Below are 17,619 nucleotides of genomic sequence, written 5' to 3'. Positions count from 1 at the left end.
ATTCAGGTCGCAGGGCGCCGGGGCCGGCTCACCACCAGCCCTGGCGCCGCGCCCAGCGCAGCAGCCACAGGCTGATCGACGCCATGACGGCGAGCACGATGATGAGCTGCACCCAGTGGGTGCTGGAGTTGACGATGACGTTCATGCCGTAAATGGACGCGATCGCGGTGACCGGCAGCGTTATCGCCGCGATGACGGCGAGTCGCTCCATGGCCACGGTCATCTTGGTGGTGACCCTCGTCTGGTAGAGCTCGATCACCCCGAAGAGGAACTGGCTCTCGCCGTCCGCGAGGCTGCGCACCCGGTCGAACTGCTCCGACAGGTCGCGGGCGTGGCGCTGCGACTCCTTGCTGGCGAACCGTTCCAGCGACGCCAGTCGCCCGTAGACCTCATGCGCCTGACCGGCCTGGGTCCGGGAGATGAGCAGCTCGTGCCGCAGCAGGAAGAGCTCTTCGAGGAGTTCCTCGGGCTGGTGGAAGTCCGAGCCCATGACCCGCATCTCCAGTGCCGGCAAGCGGCTGGCGACATCCTTGACCGCCGCACTCTGACGCCGCGCCACGGCCGAACCGATGGCGTACGACAGCTCGCTCGGGGTCTTCGGCCGGAACCGACCCGCACGGATGCGGTCGTGCACCGTGCGGGTCTCCTCGGTCGCGTCGGCGAGCGACACGGCCGGGTTGCGTGGCCCGTGGACGGTCACGAGGTAGCGGCTGCCCACCAGCTGGTCGAGCTCGAGCATGTGGACGTGACCACCCTCGCCGGCGAGCGGTGTGTGCACGATGACGAAGGTGTGGTGTTCGTAGCCGTGCACGGACGGCACGAAGTTCCTCTCGCGACAAGCCTTCACGACCATGGGGTGGGCGTGGAAGTGGTCGCGCAGGAGCGCCTCCGCCTCGTCGTCGAACTCGGGCACGTCGAGCCAGACGAACCCGTCGTCACGCCGCAGGAGGTCGTCGACCTGCCTCACGTCGAGCTCCTCGAGCCCGGCGTCGGACACCCACCAGGCGTCCATCTCGGCTGTGTCCCTGACTCGACCGAGCTGCCGGCCTCAGCCGGTGAAGCTCGTCTCCAGGGTGATCGGGACCGCGGACAGCGCCTGGCTGACGGGGCAGCCGGTCTTGGCCCCCTGGGCTGCCTCCTCGAACTGCTCGGCGGTGATGCCGGGGACGTTGCCCACCACGGACAGGGCGATGCCGKTGATGCCGGTGCCCGGCTGGAAGGTGACGTTGGCCGTCGTGTCGATCGAGGTGGGCGGCGTGCCGGCCTGGGCGAGGGCGTGGGACAACGCCATCGAGTAGCAGGTCGAGTGGGCCGCAGCGATCAGCTCCTCCGGGCTGGTCTGGCCGTTCGCGGCCTCCGCGCGCGCGGGCCATGACACGTCGAACGTCCCCGTCCCGGACGACTGGAGCTCGACCTGACCGGAGCCCTGCATGAGGGACCCTTCCCAGTGGGCGGCGGCGGTGCGGGTGGTGGCCATGAGTACTCCTTCGAGCGACGGAACGGTCAGCCCCAATCTAGGCGTTCCGCCCACAACCGCAACGCTGGGGACCACGGACCAGAACCACGGACCCTGCGGCGCGCTGCCGGGGTCGAGGTCGTCGCGGAGGAGTCGGCAGTCAGACCAGCGCGCGACCGGTGATGCTCTGGGTCCGGATGCGCACCCACGTGCTCGCTTCCCGGTGGGGAGGCACCCACGGGGCACGCGCGGCCTGGTCGAGCCGGCGGACATCCGCCTCGTCGTCGACGATCATGGCGGTCCCTTGGACCAGCACGCTCCACCCCGTCTTCGTCTCCGCATCGAACTCGTCCACCTCGTAGGCGACCGCGTCGCGGTCGACAGCAGCCTGGATCTTGGAGTCGCCAGTGGTACGGAAGCAGACGTCGACACCGTCGAGCGTGTGCGCGACGGGCAGGATGGTCAGCTCTCCGTCGAGGTGGAAGGCGAGTCGGCCCACGGGGACGGCGACAAGCCTCGCGAGACAGGTCTCGAGATCGAGGACCTCAAGACCGGTGTGGTCCGTGGGACGGACGATGTCCGCCATGTCGTCCTCCTCTCCTGGGCGCCCCATGCCAGATCGGGGGCGGTGTACTCAGGGTCTGACGGGCGGCGCGACGCGGACAGGGACCTTGGACCCTGAACACGGGGCCGGAGGAGGGGGATCGTCGTTCCATGGACACCCAGAAGAACACCCACGCCCAGGACCCCCACGACCAGGCCGGGCCTGACCGGGCTCCGATGCAGGAGCTCACGGTCGCCCAGTGCTGGGAAGGCCTCCGGGAAGGGGTCGTCGGACGGCTCGCCGTCGTGCACGACCGGCGTCCCGACATCTTCCCCATCAACTACGCCGTCGACCACGGGACGGTGGTCTTCCGCACCGGCTCGGGCACGCTGTTCACCTCCGCGGACGGCACCTTCGTCGCGTTCGAGGTCGACGGCTACGACGTCGAGCGGGCCGAGGCGTGGAGCGTCGTGGTCCGTGGGGTCGCCAACGAGGTCTACCAGCTCGACGACGCCCTCGCGGCGATGCGACTGCCTGTGCACCCGTGGCACGACGCACCCAAACCACGGATCATGCGCATCCACCCGGACTCGGTGTCCGGACGACGCTTCGTGGTCAAGGGCGGGTACCGGTCGTCGGCGTCGTCCACCGGAGCGGGCTCCTGACGCGGGCGCAGCCTGGCAAAGACAGGACCTTTGGCCCTGAGCAGCCCGGTGCCCAGACGCCAAAGTTGCAGTGTCAGAACGACATCTAGATGGGTGCCAAGCACTCAAGGAGGAACAACCACCATGCGACGACGTACTCTCGACGCCCTTCTCACGACCGGTGGCCTGATCGTTGCCGCCGTTCTCCTCGTGGCAGGGGGCCTGCTCACCTGGGCCAGCAACTTCGTGGGCAACGAGGTCCACTCCCAGCTCTCGGCGCAGCACATCACCTTCCCCGCCAAGGGAAGCGAGCAGCTCAACGACCCGCTGGTCAAGCCCTACCTCGAGCAGTACGCCGGCCAGCAGCTCACCACGGGCGCCCAGGCCAAGGCGTGGGCCGACCACTACATCAAGGTCCACCTCGACGAGGCGACCGGTGGCAAGACCTACTCCGAGCTGAGTGCCGCAGCCCGGGCGAACCCGAACGACCCGAAGGCCCAGGGCATGGTCGACCTCGCCTTCAAGGGTGAGACCCTGCGTGGCCTGCTCCTGAACGCGTACGCCTTCGGGACGATGGGCAAGATCGCCATGTATGCCGCGTGGTCCAGCTTCATCGGTGCCGCAGCGATGCTCATCCTCGCTGGGTTGGGGTTCCGGCACCTGCGCCGCGTCCCCGAGGAGGAAGAGGTCGGGGTCGCCGCGCGACGCGTCAGCACCAAGCCGGCCATCGCCTGACGGGCCTCGCCCCCCAGGACCAGAGCCCCCGTTCCCCCTGGAACGGGGGCTCTGTCGCGTCCCGTCGACGGGACGCGACAGCCGGCTTCAGAAAGCGGTGTAGCCACCGTCCGCCACGAGCACCGAGCCGGTCACGAAGGAGGACGCGTCGCTGGCCAGGAAGATCACGGCCGGTGCCAGCTCTTCCACCGTGCCGTACCGCTGCATGGGGGCGTCGTCGATCCAGTGCTGGCGGAACCTCGGGTCGTCGACAGGGGACATGTCGGTCTTGATGTAACCCGGGGCCAGCGCGTTGACGCGCACGCCGTGCGGGGCCCACTCGGCAGCCAGGCTGCGGGTCAGGTGGTGCACGGCCGCCTTGGAGGCGTTGTAGGCCGGTTGCCACTGGGGCCGGTTGACGATGAAGCCCGACATCGAGCCGATGTTGACGATGGACCCGGCGCCCTGGCCGACGAAATGACGTCCGAACGTCTGTGAGCACGTCCACACCGCGTCGAGGTTGACGGCCATCACCGCGCGCCAGTCCTCGGGGGTCACGTCGAGGGCCGGGGCGTGCACGCAGGCGCCGGCGTTGTTGACCAGCACGTCGACGCGACCGTGGAGGGCGAGGCTGGCGTCGAGCACCCGTTGCACGTCCTCGGCGACGGTGACGTCCGCAGCCACGAAGTCGGCGCGGATGTCGTTGTCGCGCAACGACTCCAGCACCTCCTCTGCCGCGGCGGCGTCGCGTCCCACGAGGACGACCGCCGCTCCCGCATCACCCAGCGCGCGGGCGAAACCCGCCCCCAGTCCTCGGGTCCCGCCGGTGACGACGGCGACACGGCCAACCAGGGAGAAGCGGTCCAGTGCGTTCATCCGACCAATCTAGGGCCGCTGACCCCGGGAGACCGGTGACCACGCGGCATACCCCGTCCCGGGCCGGGCTGCCCGGTCAGCCCGGGCTGCCCGGGCTCACCGAGGGTCAGTGGCCGAGCAGCTGCTCGAACGGGACCGGGTCGGCGAACTCGTCGACGCGGTCGGTCCGGGGAGGCCGGCCCGTGAGGAGGTCGGCCAGCTCGGCGGCAGCGATGTCGATGCGTGCCGAGAGACCAGAGTCGACGGTGCCACCGGTGCCCCAGTCCTCCGATGCCGCGAACACCGCGGTGGGGACGATGACCGCCTTGAGGTAGGCGAACATCGGGCGCATCGCGTGCTCGAGGACCAGCGAGTGGCGGGCCGTCCCGGCGGTGGCCGCCATCAGGACCGGTGTGCCCCGCAGCGATCCGTCGTCGAGGACGTCAACGAAGGTCTTGAACAGGCCGCTGAAGGAGGCCTGGAACACCGGCGTGACGGCGATGACCGCATCGGCAGCACGCACGGCGTCGAGGGCCGCCCTGAGCTCACCGGTGGCGAAGCCGGTGAGGAGCGCGTCGGCCATCGCGTGCGCGTGCTCGCGCAGGTCGATGGACACGACCTCGGCCTCGTCGCCGCGCTCGAGGAGCGCGTCGCCGGTGGCGGTGGCCAGGCGGTCGGCCAGCAGCCGGCTGCTGCTCGGCTGCCCGAGCCCGGCCTGCACCACCACGACTCGACGGGTGCTCATCGGGTGACCTCCAGGTCCTGGTGCAGGGTGGCGGCTGCCGCGAGCCGACTCGCGTGCGTGGGGGCGTCCGGCACGTGGGCCGGCTTGCGTGCCGCGGCGATCTTCCGCAGCTCGGGCACCACCTGGGTGCCGAGGAGCTCGACCTGCTCCATGGCGGTCCGGTGGGGGAGGCCGGCGTGGTCGACGAGGAACAGCTGGCGCTGGTAGTCACCGACCGCGTCGGCCATCGCGGCATACCGCTCGACGACCTGCTGGGGCGAGCCCACCGTGAGGGGCGTCTCGCGGCTGAAGTCCTCGAGGGACGGGCCGTGCCCGTAGACCGGCGCGTTGTCGAAGTAGGGACGGAACTCGCGCACCGCGTCCTGGCTGTTGGCCCGCATGAACACCTGTCCACCGAGGCCGACGATCGCCTGGTCGGCGCTGCCGTGCCCGTAGTGGGCGAAGCGGCGACGGTAGAGCGCGACCATCTGCTTGGTGTGGCTCATCGGCCAGAAGATGTTGTTGTGGAAGAAGCCGTCGCCGTAGTAGGCCGCCTGCTCGGCGATCTCGGGGCTGCGGATCGACCCGTGCCAGACGAAGGGCGCGATGCCGTCGAGGGGTCGCGGCGTGGAGGTGAAGGACTGCAGGGGGCCGCGGTACTTGCCCTCCCAGGTCACGTTCTCCTCGGTCCAGAGCCGGCGCAGCAGGGCGTAGTTCTCGACGGCGAGCGGGATGCCGTCACGGATGTCCTTGCCGAACCACGGGTAGACCGGGCCGGTGTTGCCGCGACCCATCATCAGGTCGATGCGACCGTCCGCGAGGTGCTGGAGGTAGGCGTAGTCCTCGGCCAGCCGCACCGGGTCGTTGGTGGTGATCAGCGTCGTGGAGGTCGACAGCACGAGGCGCTCGGTGACCGCTGCGAGGTGGGCGAGGAGGACGGTGGGGTTGGCAGGCGCGGCGAACGGCGGGTTGTGGTGCTCGCCGGTGGCGAACACGTCGAGCCCGACCTGCTCGGCGAGGCGGGCCAGCTCCACGGTGTGCTTGATGCGCTCGTTCTCGCTGACGGTGGTCCCCGTGGTGGGGTCGGTGGTGACGTCGCCGACCGTGAAGATTCCGAACTGCATGTCGCTCGCGCTCCTGGCTAGGTAGTTTGAATTTCAACTACCGTAACAGTGGGTCCTCCCGGGGCATTCCCCGTGCGGCAGAGTGTGGCCCATGGCAGCCCCTGACCTCACCGACGTCCACGACGGGAGCGATCCCGAGCGCTCCCGCTACGACCGCATGCGCTGGAACACGCCGCTGTCCGAGGAGCACGCGACCCTGCTGGTGGAGCGCCTTGCCGTGGGGCGCAGCGACCGCGTCACCGACCTCGGGTGCGGGTGGGGTGAGCTGCTGCTGCGCACCGTGGAGTCCACGGGTGCCACCGGTGTGGGAGTCGACGTCGACCCCGACGGCCTGGAGCGGGGCCGCCGGCTGGCCGAGGCCCGGGGCCTGGGCTCACGGGTCGAGTTCGTCGAGGCGGAGGCCGTCGCTTGGGACCGGCCCGCGGACCGCCTCCTGTGCATCGGGTCCAGCCACGTGCTCGGTGGCACCGAGCGCGCCCTCGCGCGGCTGGCCGAGCTCACCACGCCCGGTGGGCGGCTCCTCTACGGCGATGCCTGCTGGACCGACCCGCCCAGCCCCGAGGCCGCTGCCATGTTCGAGGAGGTGGTGCCGTTGACCCGGCTGCTCGAGCACGTGCAGGAGAGCGGGTGGAGGGTGCTCCACCTCTCCACGGCCGACCTGAGGGAGTGGGACGACTTCGAGTCGACCTGGCGGGCGGCCCGGCAGGAGTGGCTGCTCGCCCACGGCGACGACGACCGCGCGGCCGACGTCCGCAGCCGTCTCGACGCCCAGCTCGACGCCTACGTCCGCACCTACCGGGGGGTGCTCCAGTTCTGCTACCTCGTCCTGGGGCGCTGAGTTCAGCGGTCGTCGGTCACCCCGGCGCGGTGGCGAGGTTGGCGCACGCCCCGGCCTGCTTCCACAGGGCGAGGAGCCGAGCGCTGTCGGCAGCTCCGGCTGGCCGAGGTATGCCGTCGGTGCCGATGAGCATCGGCGTCCAGACCGCGTCGCGCACCACGCTGCTCGGCCTGCGCTTCGTGCCGCGGGCCGCCTTCACGTCGATCGACAGGGTCAGCACCCCTGAGCGTGAGTCGGGCTCCTGGCTGCGCCACCACACGAAGTTGCCGAACCCGTAGTCGACGTAGGACCGCCCCAGCCAGCCCGCGCCGTTCACCCGGTGGGAGTGGCCGCCGACGATGATGTCCGCACCCGCCCCCTCGAGTGCCTCGGCGGTCTGCACCGAGAGACGGTCGGGGCAGGCCTGGTAGTCCAGTCCCCAGTGCAGGAACACGACCACGACGTCGTACCTCGCCGCCGCCCTGGCGACCGCTGCACGCAGCCGGTTCACGGGGGAGGCGCTGGCGATGCCACCCTTGCCGGGCCCGGCCGAGTAGCGGGCGAGGGTCATCTCGAAGACCTCGGACGCTCCGAAGACCGCCACCCTGAGCCCTTTGGCGGACAGGACGGCCGGGGCGAAGGCCTCGTCCTCGTCCTTGCCGATGCCGACGATCGGCACCGGACTGGTCCGCTTCGCCGCCAGGGTGTCCGCCAGGCCCACGGGCCCGTAGTCGACTCCGTGGTTGTTGGCCATGCTCACCGCGTCGATACCGGCACCCTTGACCGTTGCCAGCGCCGACGCGGGCGCCCGGAAGTGGAACTCCTTGCCGATCTTGGTGCCGCGCTCGGTGATGGCGGTCTCGAGGTTGACCATCGCCAGGTCGGCGGCACCCAGCGACGACTGCAGCGCGTCCAGGCCGTGCGGGTCCCTGGCGAGTGGCGCCAGGTAGTCCTCGAAGTGGACGTCGCCGGCAAAGGCCATCGTCAGGGTGTCGGGGTCGGTGGTGGTGGTGGTCGTCGTCGCGGCGGGGTTCGTTGCGGTGGTGACCGGCGGGGTGGGGGCGGCTGCCGGGTCGGAGGTCGTGGTGGCGGCCGTCGTGGTGGCGGAGCTGGAGGAGCTCGCCGTCGCCGTCACGGCGCCCGACGCCGAGGATGCGGAGCCCTGGCAGCCCGACAGGGCCGCGACGACGGCCAGCACCAGCACCGAGGCCAGTGCCGAGGGCGACCGGGTGGCAGCTGCGGCAGCGGCGGGAGGGCGCATGATGGGTGAGTCTAGGTCGGCCTAGGATCGCCACCGTGGAAGCGGCGACGGGGCACGCGAGGTTCGGCTCGGTCCTGGCCACCAGCCCGGTCGAGGTGCACCGTGACCTCGACGCCTCGGACCTCGACTTCCTCGATGGCGGGTTCTGGGGCGTCGTCGCCGAGTTCGAGGGGGCGGTGACCGCTGTACGTTTCGCGCAGGTCGACCGTCACGCCCCTCCACCACCCCCGGCCCCCTGGTCGCCCCTGAGGGGCGACTGGCACACGAGCCTGGACCACGCGGCATACCTTGCCGGGGTGCGGGAGATCCGCGAACGGATCGCCGCCGGCACCGTCTACCAGGTGAACCTCTGTCGGGTCGTCTCGCACCCGCTGCCCGAGGAGGCCGACCTCGACGGGCTGGCGCGCCTGCTCGAGCGGGGCAACCCGGCTCCGCACTCGGGTCGGGTGTTCGTGCCGTCGGCCGGGCTCGACGTCGTCTGTGCGAGCCCGGAGGCCTTCCTGCTCCGTGACGGCAACCGCTTCGAGTCGCGGCCGATCAAGGGCACCGCCACCAGTCTCGGGGCCATGCTGCCCAAGGACTACGCGGAGAACGTCATGATCGTCGACCTCGTGCGCAACGACCTGTCCCACGTCTGCCGGGAGGGGACCGTGGTGGTGGACCACCTCTGCCGTCCGGAGGTCCACCCGGGGCTGGTGCACCTGGTGTCCGCCGTGTCCGGCCGGCTGCGACCCGGGATCGGCTGGGGAGAGGTGATGGCGGCCACCTTCCCACCCGGCTCGGTCTCGGGAGCGCCCAAGCACACGGCCCTCCAGGCCATCGCCGACCTGGAACCGGCCACCCGGGGTCCCTACTGCGGGGCGATCGGCTGGGTCGACGGCGACGAGGGCACGGCGGAACTCGCCGTGGGCATCCGCTCGTTCTGGGCGCAACGGGACGACGAGGGGAAGCGGTGGCTGCGGTTCGGGACCGGCGCGGGGATCACCTGGGGCTCCGACCCTGAGCAGGAATGGGTGGAGACTCAGGTGAAGTCCCGACGCCTGGTCGGTCTGGCGTCTGGGAGGGTGGAGGCATGAGCAACGAGCCACGGGTGTGGGTCAACGGTCGGCTGACCGCCGTCGACGAGCCGTCCATCACGGCGCTCGACCACGGGGTGACGGTGGGGGACGGCGCGTTCGAGACAGCCAAGATCGACCACGGCCAGGTCTTCGCGGCGACGAGGCACGCCCGCAGGCTCGACCGGACCCTCGCCGGTCTCGGCCTGCCCGCCGCCGACCACGACTACCTCGCCGAGGGGGCCAAGGCGGTGCTCGAGGCTGGTGACGAGATCGAGTTCGGTCGGCTGCGCTACTCGGTGACCGGCGGTGCTGGACCGCTGGGGTCAGACCGCGACGACAGCCCGCTCACCTACATCGTCACCGCCGGCGCCCAGCCGCGCCCGCCGCAGAGCGCCTCGGTCGCCGTCGTCCCCTGGACGCGCAACGAGCGCTCTGCCGTGGCCGGCCTCAAGACCACCTCGTATGCCGAGAACGTCGTCGCCCTGGCGTATGCCAAGGAACGCGGGGCGATCGAGGCGGTGTTCGCCAACACCCGTGGCGAGCTCTGCGAGTGCACCGGCTCGAACATCTTCGTCGTCGTCGGTGGAGTGGTCCTGACGCCGCCGCTCGACTCGGGATGCCTCGCCGGGATCACCCGGGAGGTGACCATCGAGTGGTGCCGGGAGGACGGGCTCGAGGTGCGCGAGGAAGCCCTTCCCCTCGAGGTTCTGCGGGAGGCCGACGAGGTCTTCATCACCAGCAGCACCAAGGACGTCCTGGCCATCCACGCCGTCGACGACCGCGCCCTGGAACCCGGCCCGGTGACCGCTCGCGCGGCCGCTCTCTTCGCGCGGCTCGCGGCCGAGCGGATGGACCCGTGAGCGAGCGTCACGGCGTCGCCGTGCCTGACGTGGACGACGACCCACAGAAGCACGTCGAGGAGGACTGGGAGTGGCGCCGCCGGCTGCGCGCGAACCCGCACAGCCGCCGTATCTACCGCGTGGTGGTGGCGCTGGTGGGCCTGGCCATCGTGGGTGGTGGGCTGGCTCTCATCCCGCTTCCCGGGCCGGGCTGGGTCATCGTCTTCGTCGGTCTGCGGATCTGGGCCTCGGAGTTCGAGTGGGCTCGACGACTGTTCGACTTCGCTGAGGACAGAGTGCGGGCCTGGGGTGAGTGGCTCGCTCCCAAACCGGTCTGGTTCAAGGGGCTGGTGGGTCTGGTGACGCTGGCACTGGTGCTGGCGATCTTCTACGGGCTGTTCCTCCTGTCGGGTGTCCCGGCCTTCTTCCCCGACTCCATCGAGGACCAGATCAAGGACCTGCCTGGGCTCTGAGGGCGATCAGCCGGGGTCGCGGGGGTCGATTTCACCTCGTGCGCCTGATCCGGCTATTCTTCGGCAGGCCCGATCGTCACCGTGCGTGGCGAGGGCACTGGACGTGTAGCTCAGTTGGTTAGAGCGTTCGCTTCACACGCGAGAGGCCAGGGGTTCGAGTCCCTTCACGTCCACCACGGCTTCGTCCCGTCGACCACCGGGCGCTCTGGTCAGCCCACCGGGCTCTCCGGTTCGGCCCAGGTCTGGTTCGGCTCGGTGTTGTTCGGCTCGGGCTCTCAGGCTCGGCTCAGGCTACCCAGCCCAGCGCAGGTGCCCACGGTCCACCACAGGGCTCTGCAGTCCACCGCAGGCTAGTGGCCGCCGGTGTGCGCAAAAGCCCGGACGATCTCCTGCAAACGGGCGATGGTCTCGGTCGCGGGGTCTGGCACCCTCCACTCATCGGTTACCACCACCTCGGGATGGAAGTGCCCCAATGTCCACGTACCTGACCAAGTTCCGGACCCTCAGGACCGACCGCGGCGCCACCGCCGTCGAGTACGGCCTGATGGTCGCCCTGATCGCGCTCGTCATCATCGTTGCCGTCGCCCTGCTGGGGACGAACCTCTCGACCATCTTCAACAACACCGCCGGAAGCATCTGACGCGCGCGGCCTCAGGCTGCAGTCGTCCCTGACGGGGGCTCGGCGACGCACAGGACGCCGGTGTTGCCGTCCTGGTCGGCGATCACGGTGAGTGCTGGCGCGTTGCTGTCGTCGACGACGGTGCCCCCTGCCGCGACGGCGGCGGCGATGCGTTGCTCGGCGACCTCGGGCGCCACGTAGACCTCGACGTGGAAGCGGTGGCGTGCGGTCTCGTGCCCGTCGGCGTCCCCGAACCACAGGTTCGGCACCCGTCCGGTGGCGTCCCGGATCTCGTCACTGGGGGAGCCGTGGCCCTGGGCCCCGGCATCACCGGTCAGCAGGGCGGCCCACACCGGTGCGATGGTGGCGGGCCGGGTCGTGTCGAGGCCGAGCTCGACGACGCTGACCGAGGCCGGATCGGCGTCGACTCCTTGGTCAGCGGCGACCTGGGTGATCCGCCGCGCGAGGTCGACGTCCTGCTGCGTCACCCACTCGACGACGTACTCGGTGCCGTCATCGTCACGGTAGATGGCGTTGGTGCTGACCAGCTTGAGGTCGACGTACCCCGTGCCGATCGCCACGCTCGGGTGGTGCCCCAGAGCGTCCCCGGCCTCACCGACCGCGGTGACGAACCGTGCCGCGCTGGCGAAGTCGTCGACCAGGTAGCGGGCGTGCAGCCCCTGGGCCAGCTTGCGCCAGTCGGTCAGCCCGGCATCGGCGATCTCGGTGCCCTTCAGCATGTCCATGGTCGGGGACCCTATCCGCGGTCGAGACGCAGCGCCCCCCGTCACCGCTTCCCCCTTCCACCGCGTCCCGGTCGCATAGCATCCGAGGCGTGAGCGACTCCCTCAGCGCGACCACCGTTGTCCTGGCCGGCGTCGACGACGCGGAGGTGGAGGCCTACCTCGCCCGGCCGGACGGCGAACACACCCGCGGAGGTGTCGTCGTCATCCACCACATGCCCGGCTACGACCGCRCCACGAAGGAGATGGTGCGCCGGTTCGCCGAGCTCGGGTACGACGCCATCTGTCCGAACCTCTACAGCCGCGAGGCTCCCGGCGCCGACCCGTCGGACGCCGCCGCCACCGTCCGGGCGCGGGGCGGGGTGCCCGACGCACGGCTCGTCGCCGACGTCGGTGCCGCCGCGGCATACCTGCGGGCACTGCCGACGAACAACGGCTCGGTGGGGGTGATCGGGCACTGTTCCGGTGGGCGGCAGGCGGTCCTGGCCGCCTGCCACCTCGACCTCGACGCCGCCGTCGACTGCTATGGCGCCTTCGTCACGGGTGAGCCTCCCGAGGGCTACCCGATCAAGGTCACCAACCTCGTCGACCAGCTGCCGTCCCTGGCGGCACCCCTGCTGGGGTTGTTCGGCACCGACGACAAGACGCCCAGCCCCGACCAGGTGGCCGAGCTGGACCGGCGCCTGGACGAGCTCGGGAAGCCGCACGAGTTCCACTCGTACGAGGACGCCGGGCACGCCTTCTTCGCCGTCGACCGCCCGGGCTACCGCGTCGCGGCGGCCACCGACGGCTGGGAACGGATCGCGGCGTTCTTCGACCACCACCTCGCCGGACGGGAGAGCTGACATGTGCACCTACGCCACGGTCACCGAGCAGGTCGACGGCAGCGCCAAGGGTCCGGGTGGCCAGTGGTTCCACGTCACGGACGCGACGGTCTACTACGACCACCCCGTCCACGCGATGGCCGAGCACACCCTCAACCTCGACCTCGCCGACCCGTTGAGCGGGCCGGGGGCGCGAGTGGCCGTGGAGCTCACCCGTGACTCGGCGACCCGCCTCGTGCGGGCGATCGAGGAAGCTCTCGCCTCGGCACCGGAGGGGATGTGACCATGGCCGTCGTGACCGAGCTCCACGTCTACCCGGTGAGCGGCCAGCCCGGCCGGGCTCTGGAGGAGGCGTCGGTCGAGGCCGCGGGCCTGGCCGGTGACCGACGCAAGAGGGCGCCGGTGCACGTCGTGGCGGCCGAGGACCTCGGCCCCGACACCCGCGCGAACCTCGTCGTGTCGCTGCCGCGGACCGAGCTGACCGCCGCCATCGGTGGCCTCCTCGTGGCCGGCGGCATCGAGCTCGAGGTCACGGGCACCGCCCGCGACTGTCCCGGGGTGTATGCCGCGGTGCGTCGCGAGGGCACCGTGCGGGTGGGTGACGAGGTCACGGCCGTCGCTCGCAACGACGGACTCGACGAGTCCTGAACGACACGCCGCCCGACTGCTGGCATCCCGGGTGACGACTGTCGCCGCGGCGGCATAGGGTCGGAGCGTGCCGGACTTCGTCGACGCTGGGACTGGGCGGATCGTGAAGGTTCCCACAGACGCTCGTGCGCGCCACGACGTCGCCGTGGGACGCCTTGCTGCGAGCTATGCCGCGATCCCTGCGGATGCCCCGGTGCGGCTCGCCAAGAAGACCTCCAACCTCTTCCGCGCGCGGGCCCGCACCGACGCACCCGGCCTCGACGTTGCGCTGCTCGACCAGGTGCTCGCGGTCGACGCCGAGGCGCGCACGGCCGACGTGCAGGGCATGTGCACCTACGAGCACCTCGTGGAGGCGACTCTCCCGCACGGGCTGGCGCCGCTCGTGGTGCCCCAGCTCAAGACCATCACCCTCGGCGGCGCCGTCACGGGACTCGGCATCGAGTCGACGTCGTTCCGCAGCGGCCTGCCCCACGAGTCGGTGCTGGAGATGGACATCCTCACCGGCGCGGGCGAGATCGTGACCGCCCGGCCCGAGGGGGAGCACGCCGACCTCTTCCACGGCTTCCCCAACTCCTACGGCACGCTCGGCTACGCGACGCGGTTGCGGATCGCACTCGAGCCCGTGGACCCCTTCGTGGCGCTGCGCCACGTCCGGTTCCACGACGTCGAGTCCCTCGTGGCCGTGATGGGCCGGGTCTGCGACACGGGGGAGCACGACGGACAGCAGGTCGACTACCTCGACGGCGTCGTGTTCTCCGCGACGGAGTGCTACCTCACCCTCGGCACGCAGACTGCCCAGCCGGGACCGGTCAGCGACTACACCGGCCAGCAGGTCTACTACCGCTCGATCCAGCACGACTCGCCGCTGCCGAAGGTCGACCGGCTCACCATCCATGACTACCTCTGGCGCTGGGACACCGACTGGTTCTGGTGCAGCCGGGCGTTCGGGGCGCAGAACCCCCGCGTCCGCCGCCTCTGGCCGCGTCGCTACCGCCGCAGCTCGTTCTACTGGAAGCTGATCGCGCTCGACCACCGCTTCGACGTGGCCGATCGCCTGGAGGCCCGCAAGGGGCGCCCTCCGCGCGAGCGCGTCGTCCAGGACATCGAGGTGCCGCTGGGGCGCACGGCCGAGTTCGTGCACTGGTTCCTGCGGGAGATCCCCATCGAGCCGATCTGGCTGTGCCCCGTGCGCAGCAAGGGCGAGTGGCCGCTCTACCCCCTGAAGCCGGGCGAGACCTACGTCAACGTCGGGTTCTGGTCCAGCGTCCCCAGGACGCCCGGCGAGCCCGAGGGGGCGGCCAACCGGCTCATCGAGGAGCAGGTCACTGCACTCGACGGACATAAGTCCCTCTACTCCGACGCTTACTACGACGAAGATCAGTTCTGGCGGCTCTACGGCGGAGACACCTACGCCGACCTGAAGAGGCGCTACGACCCGAAGTCCCGACTGCTCGACCTCTACTCCAAGGCGGTGCAACGCAAGTGACGATTCTCAGGACCAACCGGGCCGGCTCCCACCACAGCTCCGGTCCCGACCGGCTGTCGATGGCCGAGATCCTCGACGCCGTGACGGCCGATGGCCTGCCGCTGAGGTTCACCGCGTTCGACGGGTCGTCCACCGGACCGGAGGACGCCGCGTACGGCCTCGACCTCAAGTCGCCGCGCGGTGCGAGCTACCTCGCGACCGCGCCGGGCGACCTGGGCATGGCGCGCGCGTACGTCGCGGGCGACCTCGACCTCACCGGCGTCCACCCGGGCGACCCCTACGAGCTGCTCAACGCGATGGGCGACCTGCACTTCCGGATGCCTCCGCCCAAGACGGCCGCCGCCATCGCCCGGTCGCTGGGCGTGGAGCTGCTCAAGCCGCCGCCCCCGCCGCCCCAGGAGGCGTTGCCCCGGTGGCGTCGCGTCGCCGAAGGGTTGCGGCACAGCAAGACCCGTGACGCCGAGGCGATCCACCACCACTACGACGTGTCCAACACGTTCTACGAGTACGTCCTCGGCCCGTCGATGACCTACACCTGCGCCTGCTACCCCCACGACGGCGCCTCGCTCGAGGAGGCACAGGAGAACAAGTACCGGCTCGTCTTCGACAAGCTCCGGCTGAAGGAGGGTGACCGGCTCCTCGACATCGGCTGTGGCTGGGGAGGCATGGTCCGGTATGCCGCGCGGCGCGGCGTGCACGTGATCGGCGCCACCCTCTCGGCCGAGCAGGCCGCCTGGGCCCAGGCGGCGATCCGTCGCGAGGGTCTGCAGGACCTCGCCGAGGTGCGGCACAGCGACTACCGCGACATCCGCGAGACGGGTTTCGACGCCGTGTCGTCGATCGGTCTGACCGAGCACATCGGGGTCCGCAACTACCCGGCCTACTTCGGCTTCATCAAGGCTCACCTGCGCACCGGCGGGATGCTGCTCAACCACTGCATCACCCGTCCCGACAACAAGCGCACCTCGACGGGTGCCTTCATCGACCGATACGTCTTCCCCGACGGCGAGCTGACCGGCTCGGGCACGATCATCGCGGCGGCCCAGGACGCCGGCCTCGAGGTCCGTCACGAGGAGAACCTCCGCGAGCACTATGCCCGCACCCTCGCGGGCTGGTGCGCCAACCTGCGCGACAACTGGGACGCCTGCGTCGACGAGGTGGGCGAGGCCACGGCCCGCGTGTGGGGTCTCTACATGGCCGGCTCCCGGGTCGGGTTCGAGCGCAACGTCGTGCAGCTCCACCAGGTCCTGGCCGTCAAGCTCGACGACCGAGGTCGCGCCGACCTGCCATTGCGTCCGTGGTGGAACGCATAGTGGAGCAACGGCTCTCGCTGGTGACCCTCGGTGTCGCCGACCTCGGCCGGGCCGAGCGCTTCTACACCGCCCTGGGGTGGGAGCGGGGCAACGACGACGACGAGGTCGCCTTCTTCCAGTGTGGCGGGGTGGTCGTGGCGCTGTGGGACCGCGGCGCCCTGGCGGAGGACTCCGCCGTCGCGGACCACGGTGGGTGGGGCGGGGTGACCCTCGCCCTCAACCTGCGCAGCCCGGAGGAGGTCGACGACGTGCTCAGCCAGGCCGACGCGGCAGGGGCGGTGATCGGTCGCCCGGGGGCCGAGACCTCGTGGGGTGGCTACTCCGGGGTCTTCATCGACCCGGACGGCCACCCCTGGGAGGTCGCGCATAACCCGTTCTGGACCGTCACCGACGACGGACGCACCCTGCTCCGCGGCTGAGCTCTGTTCGAGGGCTGAAACCTGCCCGTCGATGAGCACACAGCACGGTCGGCCCCGCGGAGTCGGTCGCTGGAGCGAGTCGCTCCCGGTCGGGCGACCTTGTTTTCGACGCTGTTTGAACGTTGCAGTGTGTGTTTGCATTGCTTGACGTTCGAACAGGTGTTCGAATACGATGAGGTATGGCCATCGCACCCCTGCACCCGTCGCCGCCGCTCGCGGTCGCTGATGGGGTGCGTCAGGTGCATGCCGTGCTCGACCGGTGTGCGTCGGTGGCCGACCTGTCGGGGTATGCGGCGTCGAGCCTGATCGCGGAGGTGGACCGGGCGGTGACCCGGTTGCAGGCGCTGAAGCTGGCGCTGGTGTCGGTGGTGGACAAGTCCGATGTCGCCGCCGATGCGGGGATGACCGGCACCGCGGCGTGGTTGGCTGCGCGTTCGCGGCGCGACGGCGCGTCGGCGGCGCGCGAGGTGCGGTTGGCGACCGCCCTTGACGCCGGGCTGAGCGCGACCCGGGACGCGCTCGGCGCCGGCGAGCTGTCGACCGAGCACGCGCTGGTGATCGCGACCGCGGCGCAGCAGCTGCCCGCCGGGCTCGACGCGAGTGAACGGGCCGCGATCGAGCAGTCCCTGGTGTCGGTCGCCAAGCACCTCGACCCGCCCGCGCTGCGCCGCAAGGCCCGCCGGGCCCTGGAGTCCACGCACCGGTCCCACGCGCAGGTCGACGCCCACGAGGACGCGGTGCTGCGCAGCGAGGAAGACCGCGCSCTGGCCGCGACCAGGCTGACCCTGCACGACAACCACGACGGCACCACCACCGGGCACTTCACCGTCCCCACCCTCGCCGGRCAGATCCTCACCAAGGTGATCCAGCAGATCGCCTCACCACGCCGGTTCGCCCASCAGGCAGCCAAGGACGCCAAGCTCAAGGCAGCGGCGGMCGGCGCGGACCTGAGCGCCGAGCAGGTGGCCGAGGCGACCTGGAACGCATTCCGGGCCGAGGACCTCGACTGGTCCCAGAAGTACGGCCGGGCCTTCGTCGAGCTGCTCGAACACCTCCCC

22 protein-coding genes and 1 tRNA gene are annotated in these 17,619 nt (G+C 70.7%); 15 read left to right on the top strand and 8 right to left on the bottom strand.

Translation table 11 applies throughout. The annotated features are described in order from the left end of the window. Positions 1–28: 28 nt before the first annotated feature. From AC1DX8_RS15670 to AC1DX8_RS15660, 3 genes are all read right to left on the bottom strand, one after another. Positions 29–1,012 carry a CorA family divalent cation transporter gene (locus AC1DX8_RS15670; RefSeq protein WP_477630866.1) on the bottom strand — a complete coding sequence of 328 codons (984 nt, stop codon included), beginning with the start codon at positions 1,010–1,012 and terminating at the stop codon, positions 29–31. A gap of 36 nt (positions 1,013–1,048) precedes the next feature. Next, entirely contained in the window at positions 1,049–1,477 is a 429-nt protein-coding gene (locus AC1DX8_RS15665) for an OsmC family protein (RefSeq protein ID WP_477630865.1), read from the bottom strand. A 139-nt stretch (positions 1,478–1,616) separates the two neighbouring features. Next, positions 1,617–2,042, bottom strand: coding sequence for a pyridoxamine 5'-phosphate oxidase family protein (locus AC1DX8_RS15660; protein ID WP_477630864.1), 426 nt, complete (start codon positions 2,040–2,042; stop codon positions 1,617–1,619). Between the two features lie 128 nt (positions 2,043–2,170). Here AC1DX8_RS15660 and AC1DX8_RS15655 point away from each other — a divergent pair, with 128 nt between their 5' ends. Further along, positions 2,171–2,665 (top strand): pyridoxamine 5'-phosphate oxidase family protein, encoded by a 495-nt coding sequence (locus AC1DX8_RS15655; RefSeq protein ID WP_477630863.1) that lies wholly within the window; start codon positions 2,171–2,173, stop codon positions 2,663–2,665. Between the two features lie 123 nt (positions 2,666–2,788). Next, the gene (locus tag AC1DX8_RS15650; protein ID WP_477630862.1) at positions 2,789–3,379 is read left to right on the top strand and encodes a hypothetical protein; all 591 of its coding nucleotides are present in this window, start codon (positions 2,789–2,791) and stop codon (positions 3,377–3,379) included. 87 nt (positions 3,380–3,466) lie between these two features. Here the strand turns inward: AC1DX8_RS15650 and AC1DX8_RS15645 are convergent, their stop codons facing one another. The 3 genes from AC1DX8_RS15645 to AC1DX8_RS15635 all read right to left on the bottom strand — a co-directional run bounded on the left by AC1DX8_RS15645 (position 3,467) and on the right by AC1DX8_RS15635 (position 6,061). Then, positions 3,467–4,234: a glucose 1-dehydrogenase gene (locus AC1DX8_RS15645; RefSeq protein WP_477630861.1), complete on the bottom strand. Its 768-nt coding sequence runs from the start codon at positions 4,232–4,234 to the stop codon at positions 3,467–3,469. Between the two features lie 106 nt (positions 4,235–4,340). Further along, positions 4,341–4,958 (bottom strand): FMN reductase, encoded by a 618-nt coding sequence (locus tag AC1DX8_RS15640; protein WP_477630860.1) that lies wholly within the window; start codon positions 4,956–4,958, stop codon positions 4,341–4,343. After that, positions 4,955–6,061, bottom strand: a complete 1,107-nt coding sequence (locus AC1DX8_RS15635) for a CE1758 family FMN-dependent luciferase-like monooxygenase (protein WP_477630859.1) — start codon at positions 6,059–6,061, stop codon at positions 4,955–4,957. The genes AC1DX8_RS15640 and AC1DX8_RS15635 overlap by 4 nt, the downstream gene beginning before the upstream one ends. Before the next feature lie 91 nt (positions 6,062–6,152). Here AC1DX8_RS15635 and AC1DX8_RS15630 point away from each other — a divergent pair, with 91 nt between their 5' ends. Beyond that, entirely contained in the window at positions 6,153–6,899 is a 747-nt protein-coding gene (locus AC1DX8_RS15630; protein WP_477630858.1) for an SAM-dependent methyltransferase, read from the top strand. Positions 6,900–6,915: 16 nt separating this feature from the next. On the opposite strand, the gene AC1DX8_RS15625 is transcribed toward AC1DX8_RS15630, so the two are convergent. Continuing rightward, positions 6,916–8,139 carry a CapA family protein gene (locus AC1DX8_RS15625; protein ID WP_477630857.1) on the bottom strand — a complete coding sequence of 408 codons (1,224 nt, stop codon included), beginning with the start codon at positions 8,137–8,139 and terminating at the stop codon, positions 6,916–6,918. Between the two features lie 35 nt (positions 8,140–8,174). On the opposite strand from AC1DX8_RS15625, the gene AC1DX8_RS15620 reads away from it, so the two are divergent. The 5 genes from AC1DX8_RS15620 to AC1DX8_RS15600 all read left to right on the top strand — a co-directional run bounded on the left by AC1DX8_RS15620 (position 8,175) and on the right by AC1DX8_RS15600 (position 11,149). Next, positions 8,175–9,215 carry a chorismate-binding protein gene (locus AC1DX8_RS15620; protein WP_477630856.1) on the top strand — a complete coding sequence of 347 codons (1,041 nt, stop codon included), beginning with the start codon at positions 8,175–8,177 and terminating at the stop codon, positions 9,213–9,215. Beyond that, entirely contained in the window at positions 9,212–10,057 is an 846-nt protein-coding gene (locus AC1DX8_RS15615; RefSeq protein WP_477630855.1) for an aminotransferase class IV, read from the top strand. The genes AC1DX8_RS15620 and AC1DX8_RS15615 overlap by 4 nt, the downstream gene beginning before the upstream one ends. Continuing rightward, on the top strand, positions 10,054–10,509 hold the full coding sequence (locus AC1DX8_RS15610; protein ID WP_477630854.1) for a TIGR02611 family protein: 456 nt from the start codon (positions 10,054–10,056) through the stop codon (positions 10,507–10,509). The genes AC1DX8_RS15615 and AC1DX8_RS15610 overlap by 4 nt, the downstream gene beginning before the upstream one ends. Before the next feature lie 99 nt (positions 10,510–10,608). Continuing rightward, positions 10,609–10,685, top strand: a tRNA-Val gene (locus AC1DX8_RS15605). Positions 10,686–10,981: 296 nt separating this feature from the next. Then, positions 10,982–11,149, top strand: a complete 168-nt coding sequence (locus tag AC1DX8_RS15600; RefSeq protein ID WP_477630853.1) for a Flp family type IVb pilin — start codon at positions 10,982–10,984, stop codon at positions 11,147–11,149. A gap of 11 nt (positions 11,150–11,160) precedes the next feature. Here the strand turns inward: AC1DX8_RS15600 and AC1DX8_RS15595 are convergent, their stop codons facing one another. Beyond that, on the bottom strand, positions 11,161–11,874 hold the full coding sequence (locus AC1DX8_RS15595; protein WP_477630852.1) for a 4a-hydroxytetrahydrobiopterin dehydratase: 714 nt from the start codon (positions 11,872–11,874) through the stop codon (positions 11,161–11,163). 89 nt (positions 11,875–11,963) lie between these two features. Here AC1DX8_RS15595 and AC1DX8_RS15590 point away from each other — a divergent pair, with 89 nt between their 5' ends. The 7 genes from AC1DX8_RS15590 to AC1DX8_RS15560 form a co-directional block, all read left to right on the top strand. Beyond that, positions 11,964–12,716, top strand: a complete 753-nt coding sequence (locus tag AC1DX8_RS15590) for a dienelactone hydrolase family protein (RefSeq protein ID WP_477630851.1) — start codon at positions 11,964–11,966, stop codon at positions 12,714–12,716. 1 nt (position 12,717) lies between these two features. Then, entirely contained in the window at positions 12,718–12,978 is a 261-nt protein-coding gene (locus AC1DX8_RS15585; RefSeq protein WP_477630850.1) for a DUF6295 family protein, read from the top strand. 2 nt (positions 12,979–12,980) lie between these two features. Then, complete coding sequence (locus AC1DX8_RS15580; RefSeq protein WP_477630849.1) at positions 12,981–13,343, top strand: hypothetical protein; 363 nt, start codon at positions 12,981–12,983, stop codon at positions 13,341–13,343. Between the two features lie 67 nt (positions 13,344–13,410). Then, positions 13,411–14,829 (top strand): FAD-binding oxidoreductase, encoded by a 1,419-nt coding sequence (locus tag AC1DX8_RS15575; protein WP_477630848.1) that lies wholly within the window; start codon positions 13,411–13,413, stop codon positions 14,827–14,829. Beyond that, on the top strand, positions 14,826–16,142 hold the full coding sequence (locus tag AC1DX8_RS15570) for a class I SAM-dependent methyltransferase (protein ID WP_477630847.1): 1,317 nt from the start codon (positions 14,826–14,828) through the stop codon (positions 16,140–16,142). The genes AC1DX8_RS15575 and AC1DX8_RS15570 overlap by 4 nt, the downstream gene beginning before the upstream one ends. Beyond that, positions 16,127–16,561, top strand: a complete 435-nt coding sequence (locus tag AC1DX8_RS15565) for a VOC family protein (RefSeq protein ID WP_477630846.1) — start codon at positions 16,127–16,129, stop codon at positions 16,559–16,561. Before AC1DX8_RS15570 ends, AC1DX8_RS15565 begins: the two co-directional genes overlap by 16 nt. 179 nt (positions 16,562–16,740) lie before the next feature. Further along, the coding region (locus AC1DX8_RS15560) for a DUF222 domain-containing protein (RefSeq protein ID WP_477630845.1) at positions 16,741–17,619 on the top strand (879 nt) is incomplete at its 3' end.

This window comes from Pedococcus sp. P2_A3 (assembly GCF_056405035.1).
Note: the sequence above shows the minus strand (reverse complement) of the source record. Positions and strands in the feature narration are given on the sequence as shown.

What these genes read in the sequence shown, in the direction of transcription:
- AC1DX8_RS15630 (WP_477630858.1), top strand. Translation starts at nt 6,153, where the DNA reads ATGGCAGCCCCTGACCTCACCGACGTCCACGACGGGAGCGATCCCGAG.
- AC1DX8_RS15650 (WP_477630862.1), top strand. Translation starts at nt 2,789, where the DNA reads ATGCGACGACGTACTCTCGACGCCCTTCTCACGACCGGTGGCCTGATC.
- AC1DX8_RS15625 (WP_477630857.1), bottom strand. Translation starts at nt 8,139, where the DNA reads ATGCGCCCTCCCGCCGCTGCCGCAGCTGCCACCCGGTCGCCCTCGGCA.
- AC1DX8_RS15585 (WP_477630850.1), top strand. Translation starts at nt 12,718, where the DNA reads ATGTGCACCTACGCCACGGTCACCGAGCAGGTCGACGGCAGCGCCAAG.
- AC1DX8_RS15640 (WP_477630860.1), bottom strand. Translation starts at nt 4,958, where the DNA reads ATGAGCACCCGTCGAGTCGTGGTGGTGCAGGCCGGGCTCGGGCAGCCG.
- AC1DX8_RS15580 (WP_477630849.1), top strand. Translation starts at nt 12,981, where the DNA reads ATGGCCGTCGTGACCGAGCTCCACGTCTACCCGGTGAGCGGCCAGCCC.
- AC1DX8_RS15600 (WP_477630853.1), top strand. Translation starts at nt 10,982, where the DNA reads ATGTCCACGTACCTGACCAAGTTCCGGACCCTCAGGACCGACCGCGGC.
- AC1DX8_RS15670 (WP_477630866.1), bottom strand. Translation starts at nt 1,012, where the DNA reads ATGGACGCCTGGTGGGTGTCCGACGCCGGGCTCGAGGAGCTCGACGTG.
- AC1DX8_RS15595 (WP_477630852.1), bottom strand. Translation starts at nt 11,874, where the DNA reads ATGGACATGCTGAAGGGCACCGAGATCGCCGATGCCGGGCTGACCGAC.
- AC1DX8_RS15615 (WP_477630855.1), top strand. Translation starts at nt 9,212, where the DNA reads ATGAGCAACGAGCCACGGGTGTGGGTCAACGGTCGGCTGACCGCCGTC.
- AC1DX8_RS15655 (WP_477630863.1), top strand. Translation starts at nt 2,171, where the DNA reads ATGGACACCCAGAAGAACACCCACGCCCAGGACCCCCACGACCAGGCC.
- AC1DX8_RS15635 (WP_477630859.1), bottom strand. Translation starts at nt 6,061, where the DNA reads ATGCAGTTCGGAATCTTCACGGTCGGCGACGTCACCACCGACCCCACC.
- AC1DX8_RS15660 (WP_477630864.1), bottom strand. Translation starts at nt 2,042, where the DNA reads ATGGCGGACATCGTCCGTCCCACGGACCACACCGGTCTTGAGGTCCTC.
- AC1DX8_RS15645 (WP_477630861.1), bottom strand. Translation starts at nt 4,234, where the DNA reads ATGAACGCACTGGACCGCTTCTCCCTGGTTGGCCGTGTCGCCGTCGTC.